This window comes from Methylopila musalis, from assembly GCF_042679725.1.
Classification (GTDB): Bacteria; Pseudomonadota; Alphaproteobacteria; order Rhizobiales; family Methylopilaceae; genus Methylopila; species Methylopila musalis.
Genome location: NZ_JBHTMX010000136.1, coordinates 1 through 7747 on the forward strand (window position 1 = coordinate 1; position 7747 = coordinate 7747).

Annotated in this window: 7 protein-coding genes and 1 pseudogene; 4 read left to right on the forward strand and 4 right to left on the reverse strand. The window is 70.9% G+C overall.

Features of this window, described 5'->3' with window-relative positions; genetic code table 11:
- The 3 genes from ACFQ4O_RS12870 to ACFQ4O_RS12880 all read left to right on the forward strand — a co-directional run.
- On the forward strand, positions 1-435 hold a 435-nt coding region (locus ACFQ4O_RS12870), incomplete at its 5' end, for an NAD-binding protein (RefSeq protein ID WP_378776096.1).
- A 102-nt stretch (positions 436-537) separates the two neighbouring features.
- A complete protein-coding gene (locus ACFQ4O_RS12875; RefSeq protein WP_378776097.1) occupies positions 538-1065 on the forward strand; it encodes a hypothetical protein in 528 nt (175 codons plus the stop codon).
- Positions 1066-1135: 70 nt separating this feature from the next.
- Positions 1136-4084 carry a bifunctional [glutamine synthetase] adenylyltransferase/[glutamine synthetase]-adenylyl-L-tyrosine phosphorylase gene (locus tag ACFQ4O_RS12880; RefSeq protein WP_378776098.1) on the forward strand — a complete coding sequence of 983 codons (2949 nt, stop codon included), beginning with the start codon at positions 1136-1138 and terminating at the stop codon, positions 4082-4084.
- Positions 4085-4110: 26 nt separating this feature from the next.
- Here the strand turns inward: ACFQ4O_RS12880 and folP are convergent, their stop codons facing one another.
- The 3 genes from folP to ACFQ4O_RS12895 all read right to left on the reverse strand — a co-directional run bounded on the left by folP (position 4111) and on the right by ACFQ4O_RS12895 (position 6012).
- Entirely contained in the window at positions 4111-4938 is an 828-nt protein-coding gene (gene folP, locus ACFQ4O_RS12885) for a dihydropteroate synthase (protein WP_378776099.1), read from the reverse strand.
- Between the two features lie 5 nt (positions 4939-4943).
- On the reverse strand, positions 4944-5312 hold the full coding sequence (locus tag ACFQ4O_RS12890) for a hypothetical protein (RefSeq protein WP_378776100.1): 369 nt from the start codon (positions 5310-5312) through the stop codon (positions 4944-4946).
- A 103-nt stretch (positions 5313-5415) separates the two neighbouring features.
- A complete protein-coding gene (locus tag ACFQ4O_RS12895) occupies positions 5416-6012 on the reverse strand; it encodes an MOSC domain-containing protein (RefSeq protein WP_378776101.1) in 597 nt (198 codons plus the stop codon).
- A gap of 164 nt (positions 6013-6176) precedes the next feature.
- On the opposite strand from ACFQ4O_RS12895, the gene ACFQ4O_RS12900 reads away from it, so the two are divergent.
- Positions 6177-7523: a hypothetical protein gene (locus tag ACFQ4O_RS12900; protein WP_378776102.1), complete on the forward strand. Its 1347-nt coding sequence runs from the start codon at positions 6177-6179 to the stop codon at positions 7521-7523.
- 13 nt (positions 7524-7536) lie between these two features.
- Here the strand turns inward: ACFQ4O_RS12900 and ACFQ4O_RS12905 are convergent.
- Positions 7537-7747 (reverse strand): annotated as a pseudogene (locus tag ACFQ4O_RS12905) (hypothetical protein); the annotation flags it as partial.

The window sequence follows — 7747 nt, forward strand, 5'->3', positions numbered from 1 at the left end:
CGCGTCGGCCCGAGCGGGTCGGGCCAGCTCGCCAAGCTCGCCAATCAGGTCATCGTCGGCGTCACCATCGGCGCGGTGTCGGAGGCGCTGCTGCTGGCGGCGGCGGGCGGCGCGGACCCGGCCGCGGTGCGCGAGGCGATCCGGGGCGGCTTCGCGGAGAGCCGGGTTCTGGCCGAACACGGTGAGCGCATGGTGGAGCGCGATTTCCTGCCCGGCGCGCCCTCGCGGGTGCAGCTGAAGGACCTCGACACGGCGCTCGCCGCCGCCGCCGAAAGCGGCGCCGAGCTGCCGCTGTCCGAGAACGTGCGCGACCGCTACGCGCGCCTGATCGGGGCTCTGGGCGGCGCCGAGTTCGACCACGCCGCCCTGCTGCTGGAGCTTGAGGCGCGCACGGGCAAGCGCCTGACGCCGGGGCCGGACCGGCTGCCCGGATAACGCCGCGACCTGCGAAAGCGTGACCGGGGGCGGGGGTCGTCCGCGCTGCTCCACCGCCTAGATGCTGGGGTGGAACGGCCAAAAAAACATGAGGAGACGCCCATGTCCCAGTCCGCGAAGAGCGAGCGCGCGGTTCTCTCCAAGGACGAGTTCGACCTCGTCGCCCAGACCCATTTTCCGAAGGCCTACGACATCGGCTTTCAGGAGCTGATCGATCTGAACAAGCGCCTGCGCGAGGCGCAGGGCAAGGAGCGCACCTTCCACCGCCAGCTGCGCCGCCAGTCCAAGGGCACGGCGGAGAGCCGGGGCGGCGGCTTCCCCGGCGAGGCCGGCAAGACGGCGCGGCGCAAGGCGGTGTTCGGCGCCGCCATCAAGCGGCTGAACGGCGAGATCTCCCGCCGCCACGAGCTGAAGGCCCGCGAGGACCTGCAAAGCTCGGCCCGCAAGGCGCTCAACCTGAAGCGTCAGGCGCAGAAGACCCGCCGGCCCGAGAACGACCCGACCGCCGACAAGGGCATGCGCCCCGTGACCAGCGAGCGCCGCAAGACGCGGGTGCATCCGGCGACCGTCGGCCGCGTGTCCCAGCGCACCAAGGCCGCGCAGGCGCGCAAGGACAACCGGGCCGGCTGACGGCTCATCCTTTCGCGACCTTGGTCGCGGCGGTCCGGCCCTCTAGAACGGCGCGGGGAGGACCGAACCGATGACCGCACGCGACCTGTCCGCGCCTGACCGGGCCCTTGAGCCGCTCGGCCCTGACGCGCTTGCGGCGCGGCTCAGCCCGGAGCCGGCGCGGACCTCCGCCCGGCTCGACGCGGTGCTCGCGGACGCGCCGGATCTCGCCGCGCTCGACCTTGCGCATCCACTGCTGGCGCGGGTGGCGGAGGGCTCGCCCTTCCTGTGGGGCCTGATCGAGCGCGATCCCGACCGCGCGGCCCGGCTGCTCGCAACCGACCCATCGCAGGCGCACGATGACATTCTCGCGCGGGTGGAGGCCGCCTCCCGCGACGCCGACCGCGCTGCGCTCGCCTCCGTGCTGCGGCGCGCCCGCGCCGAGACGGCGCTGCTGGTGGCGCTCGCCGATCTCGGCCTCGTCTGGGACGCGTTCGAGGCCACCGCCGCGCTGTCCGCCTTCGCCGACGCCGCCATCCGCGCCGCCGCCCGCTTCGCTCTGCGCGAGGCGCACGGCGCCGGCAAGCTGACGCTGCCCGATCCTTCCGATCCCGAGACCGGCTCAGGCTTCTTCGTGCTCGGCATGGGCAAGCTCGGCGCGGGCGAGCTGAACTACTCCTCCGACGTGGACCTCGTCTGCTTCTACGACGGGCAGGTGGCGCCGGTGGCCGACCCGGCCGAATCCACCGCGGCCTTCGTGCGCGTGACCCAGACGCTGACCAAGCTGCTGCAGGAGCGCACCGCGGAGGGTTATGTGGCCCGCGTCGACCTGCGGCTCCGCCCCGATCCCGGCGCGACGCCGGTCGCGCTCTCCCGCGACGCGGCCATGATCTATTACGAGACGGTGGGCCAGAACTGGGAGCGCGCCGCCATGATCAAGGCGCGCGTGGTGGCGGGAGACGCCGCGGCGGGCGAGGCGTTCCTCAGCGAACTGCGCCCCTTCGTCTGGCGCCGGTCGCTCGACCATGCGGCGATCTCCGACATCCACGCCATGAAGCGGCAGATCCACGCCCACAAGGGCCATGGCGAGATCGCGGTGGCGGGCCACAACCTCAAGCTCGGGCGCGGCGGCATCCGCGAGATCGAGTTCTTCGTGCAGACGCAGCAGCTTGTGGCGGGCGGGCGCGATCCGGCCCTGCGCACGCGCAAGACCGTCGAGGGGCTCGGCCGCCTTGTGGAGGCGGGCTGGATCACGGCGCAGGCCCGCGACGAGCTGATCGAGGCCTACGCCTTCCTGCGCTCCGCCGAGCACCGGCTTCAGATGCGCGACGACGCCCAGACCCACTCGCTGCCGGACGGCGCGGACGAGCTCGAGGCCTTCGCACGCTTCGCCGGCTTCGAGACCGCTCAGGCCTTCGGCGAGGCGCTGACCCGCCGCCTGCGCGTGGTGCAGGCGCATTACGCTCGCCTGTTCGAGGACGCGCCGCCGCTTGCGGCCGAGGTGGGCAATCTGGTCTTCACCGGTGAACAGGACGATCCCGAGACGCTGAAGACCATCGCGGCGCTCGGCTATCGCGAGCCGTCCTCGGTCTCGGCCATGGTGCGCGGCTGGCACCACGGCCGCTACGCCTCCATGCGCACCGCGCGCGCCCGCGAGCTGCTGACCGAGCTTGGGCCGGCGCTGCTCGCCGCCTTCGCCCAGTCCGGCCGTCCGGACGAGGCGCTGTTCGCCTTCGACAAGGTGCTGGAGCGCACGCAGGCGGGCGTGGCGCTGCTGGCGCTGATCCGCGCCAATCCGCAGATCCTGTCGCTTCTCGCCGACGTGCTGGGCGCCGCGCCCCGGCTCGGTGAGACGCTGGCGCGTCGTCCGCGGGTGCTGGACGCGCTGCTGGACCCCGCCTTCTTCGGCCATCTGCCGGACCGGCGCGAGATCGAGGAGCGGGTGGCGCATGCGCTCGGCGACGCGCGCTCCTACGAGGACACGCTTGATCGCGCCCGCATCGTGGGGCAGGAGCTGAACACGCTGATCGCGCTCCGCATCGCGAGCGGCACGGCGGAGACGGCGGAGGCGGGGACGGCCTTCGCCCGCATCGCCGACGTGCTTGTGACGGCGCTGTTCGACGCGGTGACGGCGGAGCTTCGGGCCGTTCATGGCGAGGTGCCCGGCGGGGCCGCGGCGGTGGTGGCGCTCGGCAAGCTCGGCGGCGAGGAGATGACCGCGGCCTCCGACGTGGACCTGATCCTGCTCTACGAGCACCCGGACGACGTGCAGGAGAGCGACGGCCGCAAGCCGATCGCGCCCAGCCAGTATTACGCGCGGCTGACGCAGCGGCTGGTCTCCGCCCTGTCGGCGCCGACCAGCGAGGGCGTGCTATACGAGACCGACGTGCGCTTGCGGCCCTCGGGCCGGGCGGGGCCGCTCGCGACGCGGCTGCGCGCCTTCGAGACCTATCAGGCCGACGAGGCGGAGACCTGGGAGCACATGGCGCTGACCCGCGCCCGGGTGGTGGCCGGCCCGAAGGCGTTTCGCCGCCAGGTGGGCCGGGCGCTGGGCGGTGTGCTGCAGGCGAAGCGCGCGCCCGCGAAGGTGGCGAAGGACGTGGCCGAGATGCGCGCGCTGCTGGACCGGGAGAAGGCGTCCGGCGGCGTCTGGAACCTGAAGCACGCGCCGGGCGGGCTGGTGGACGTGGAGTTCGTGATCCAGGCGCTGCAGCTGGCCTACGCCGCCGAGCGGCCGGAGATCCTGCACACGTCCGTGCTGCCGGCGCTGTCGCGGCTGAAGGAGGCGGGGCTTCTGGCGGAGGATGATTTCAAGCCGCTGCGCGCCGCGGCCAGTCTCCAGCTCGACCTGACGCAGGCGCTGCGGCTCGCCGTCGGCAAGACCTTCGATCCCGAGGCCGCGCCGGCGGGGCTGAAGCAGCTTCTGGCCCGCACCGCCAACGCGCCCGACGTCAAGGTGCTGGAGGCGGAGCTGTCCGACGTCCAGAAGGCCGCCCGCGCCGCCTTCAAGCGGGTCATGGCGAGGCTGAAAAAGGGTTGAAACGACGCCGCGCGCCTGAGCCTTGCTCAGGCCTCCAGCACGGCCTTCGTCACCAGCAGCGCGTCCCGGTTCTCGCGCACGTCGTGGACGCGGAACAGCGTCGCGCCGTTGGTCCAGCCGATGACGGAGGTCGCCACCGTGCCGTGCACCCGCTCGGCCGGCGCGCGCTCGATGATGTGGCCGATCAGCGACTTGCGCGACGTGCCCAGCAGAACCGCGAAGCCCGTCGCGGCGAGCTGGCCCACCTCGCGCACGGCGATCAGGTTCTGCGCCACCGTCTTGCCGAAGCCGACGCCGGGATCGAGCGCGATCGCCCGCTCGGGCACGCCCGCCTTCAGCGCGATCTCGACCGAGCGGCCGAGAAAACGCTTCATGTCCTCGACGATGTCGAGGGCGGGGTCCACCTCGGTGCGGTGGTGCATCACCACCACCGGCGCGCCGTGCTCGGCGGCGACGCGGGCGATGTCCGGGTCGAACTGCAAACCCCAGACGTCGTTGACGATCTCCGCCCCGGCCTCGAGCGCGGCGGCGGCGACCTTCGCCTTCATGGTGTCGATGGAGATGGGCGTCGTCAGCCCCGCCTGCTTCAGCGCCCGGATGGCGGGGACGACGCGGGCGATCTCCTCGTCCGCGTCCACGGCCTGAAAGCCCGGACGGGTCGATTCCCCGCCCACGTCGATGATGTCCGCGCCGTCCGCCGCCATCCGCCGGGCCTGATCGACCGCGTTCTCCACCGCGGCGAAGCGGCCGCCGTCGGAAAACGAGTCCGGCGTCACGTTCAGGATGCCCATGACGCGCGGACCGCCCGCGCGGTCATAGAGCCGCGCGGCGTCGAAGGGGGCGGGGGAGGGCATGGGCGTCAGATGAAGGCTTCGAGGCCGGGAATGGAGCCGACGATGCGGCCGACCGTCTCTTCGCCCACGGTCTCGCGGGCGTGGGCCAGCAGCTCCTTGGTCACGACCTGCACCTCGGAGCCCGAGAGGCCGACCGCGGTCAGCGCGTGGTAGGCCGCCATGGCGCCGAAGCCGCCAAAGCCCGACTCGCCGTCCTGCGACGCCTTGGCGTCGGCCAGCGCCGCCTCGGCGCCCGGCAGCGAGCGCACCAGTTCGCCCACCGCGTCGGCCGGCGCTTCGCGATCCAGAAACACCAGGATCGCCTTCACCGCAGCCGTCGCCTTGGCGGCGTCGATTCCGGCGGCGGAAGACAGCCGCGCCACGAGTTCGTCCATGATCTTCGCCTCTGAGGGTGGTTTCGAACGGCGGGCATGTTGACCACCCGCCCGGCGGGAACACAAGCGCGCCCGAGGTCAAAGACGATCCGTCGCGGGAGACTCAGTAAATCCACTGTTCCGGAACGCGGATCGCCACCGCTTCGCCGCTGGCGACCCGGCCGGCGCGCTCCACGCTCGCGACGACCCCCCGAAGACGGCGCGCGGCCTTGGGGAAGGACAGCTCGTCGCCGGGACGGCCGGTGTGGCCGGCGATGGCGCGGCCGGCGTCCCGGCAGGGCGCGTTCGGCTCCTCCACCACCACGACGGCGCCGCTGTCGAAGAACAGCCGCGCGCCCGCCGGCAGGAAGGACAGGCGGGCGACGCCCGACAGCAGCAGGTTGGCGCCGATCCAGCCGGCCTCGATCCGGGGCAGCCCGAGCCGGGCCGCGACCTCCGCCAGCTCCTCCTCGGACACGATCGACAGCTGGCGCCCGGAGCGGATCTCCACCCCGCGGGGGTGCCACGGCTCCCGGGAGCCGGCTGCCCGGGTGAAGCCCGCATGAAGGTCGCCCGGCACGCCTTCGAGCGTCAGATCGAGCCCCGCCACCGGCTCGGTCTCGAAGCTGTCCGCCCCAGAGACCGCCAGAGCCGCCGTGAGCCGTCCGGTCAGCCGGCGGGCGGGATGCACCACGATGTCGTCGAGCAGATCGGTGGTCATGGCGGGCGTCCGGCGGTTCGAGGGCGGGCCGGAGCCTAACCCCCGAGCCCCCCGCCGCAAAGCGCCGGACCTACGCGTTTCACGGTATTGATGTCCGGATTGTTCATCTTATGGTTGTGTTCGGCTTGAGGTCGAGGGCCTCGGTCGCAGCGGGGGATACGCGCATGCTCGCCTGGATCGTCATCATCGTGTTTTCGGTGGTCATGCCGCTGGTGGTCTACGCCTTGCGGGAGAACATCAAGCAGTCCCGTCAGGGCGTCATCCTGGATCTCGCCGATTTCTTCGGCTTCGAGAACAAATACGACGAGAAGACAGGAGAAAGTACTCGACATAGGACGCATATTGACATCATTCCGTCCTTCGAATTCGTGAAATACAAGTATTTTATGTCTCCTGAGCAGACAAAAAAGAACGATCGTGGCGATCTTGCGTGGTGGCGCTTCCTGCTCTCGATGCTGCCGCTGATGGTGACGCTCATGGCGGGCTGCCTGCTGGTGCTGTCGCCGCACGCGTTGGGCGACGACCTTCTGCAGAAGCTGCTGGGGCTCATGAAGATCGACAAGGGCGCATCGCAGGTTGTCTTCAGTCTCCATGCCGTTGTTTTGGTGGCCTTTCTCGCCGCCTATATCAGCATCACCCGCCGGCTGCTGCAGGCGGTCGCCACCTTTGACCTGAACCCTTTGACCTTCCTTCGATCCGCCGATCATGTGTTCACGGCCGTGCTGGTGACGATCGTGTTCTACGTGTCGCTGCCGACCTTGGGCTCCCAGCTCTGGGGCGGCGTCGTCCTGCTGGTCGCGCTGGCCTTCGGGATGATCCCGGACCTTGGTCTTTTGACGATCTACCAGCACGCCAAGCTGTATTACTTCAAGCAGCAGAACGTGGAGGTGCTGAAACAGGTCAAGGCGATGCCGATCGAGGTGCTCGACGGGATCGATTACGCCACGCGGGACCGGCTGGAGGAGTTCGGCGTCCGCGACGTGCAAAATCTCGCGACCGTCAACCCGATCATGCTGTTCGTGGAGACCCCGTTCGGCATCTACCAGACCATCGACTGGGTGGCGCAGGCGCAGCTCTGCATGGCGGTCGGGCCGGAGAATTTCGTCCGTCTGCGGGCGCTGCACGTGCGCACGATCTTCGACTTGGAGGCCGCCATGCTGGGATCGGATGAGCGGATCCCCGCGACAGCGCCAGGAAGCGCGGCGTGGGTCGGCGTGAAGTCGTCCCCCGAACTGCGGCGTCTCGTCGGCGACATCGCCTTTCCCGGTTTCGTCGAACGACGGACCGAGACCGGCGAACGGCGGGGCGAGAGCCGGCTCGACGACGACACGCTGACCAATCTGACGCGCATGATCTGCGACGACCTGCATGTGCATCGCCTGCGCCAGATCTATCTCATCATCCAGGAGCGTCTGCTGCAGCGCTACGCCCTGCCGAAGCCCGGCTGCGATGACAAACCCCCAAGCCAACCCCAACCCCTCGTCGCAGCCAACCCCAACGTCGCGACGTGACGACCGCCGGCGATCAGGCCGCGACGGGCAGAATGGCGCGGTCGCGTCCGGCGCGCTTGGCCTCGTAGAGGCAGGCGTCGGCGCTGCGGAAGGTCTCCGCGAAGGGCCGCGCCGGGTCATCCGGCGCGCCGCCGACGCTGACGGTGAGCCGCGTCGCCTTGCCCGCGGGCAGCGCGACGACGGTGGCCGAGACCGTGAGCCGCACCCGCTCGGCGACGTCGGCG

Coding starts and splice junctions, on each gene's coding strand:
- ACFQ4O_RS12875 (WP_378776097.1), top strand. CDS start 538: ATGTCCCAGTCCGCGAAGAGCGAGCGCGCGGTTCTCTCCAAGGACGAG.
- ACFQ4O_RS12880 (WP_378776098.1), top strand. CDS start 1,136: ATGACCGCACGCGACCTGTCCGCGCCTGACCGGGCCCTTGAGCCGCTC.
- folP (WP_378776099.1), bottom strand. CDS start 4,938: ATGCCCTCCCCCGCCCCCTTCGACGCCGCGCGGCTCTATGACCGCGCG.
- ACFQ4O_RS12890 (WP_378776100.1), bottom strand. CDS start 5,312: ATGGACGAACTCGTGGCGCGGCTGTCTTCCGCCGCCGGAATCGACGCC.
- ACFQ4O_RS12895 (WP_378776101.1), bottom strand. CDS start 6,012: ATGACCACCGATCTGCTCGACGACATCGTGGTGCATCCCGCCCGCCGG.
- ACFQ4O_RS12900 (WP_378776102.1), top strand. CDS start 6,177: ATGCTCGCCTGGATCGTCATCATCGTGTTTTCGGTGGTCATGCCGCTG.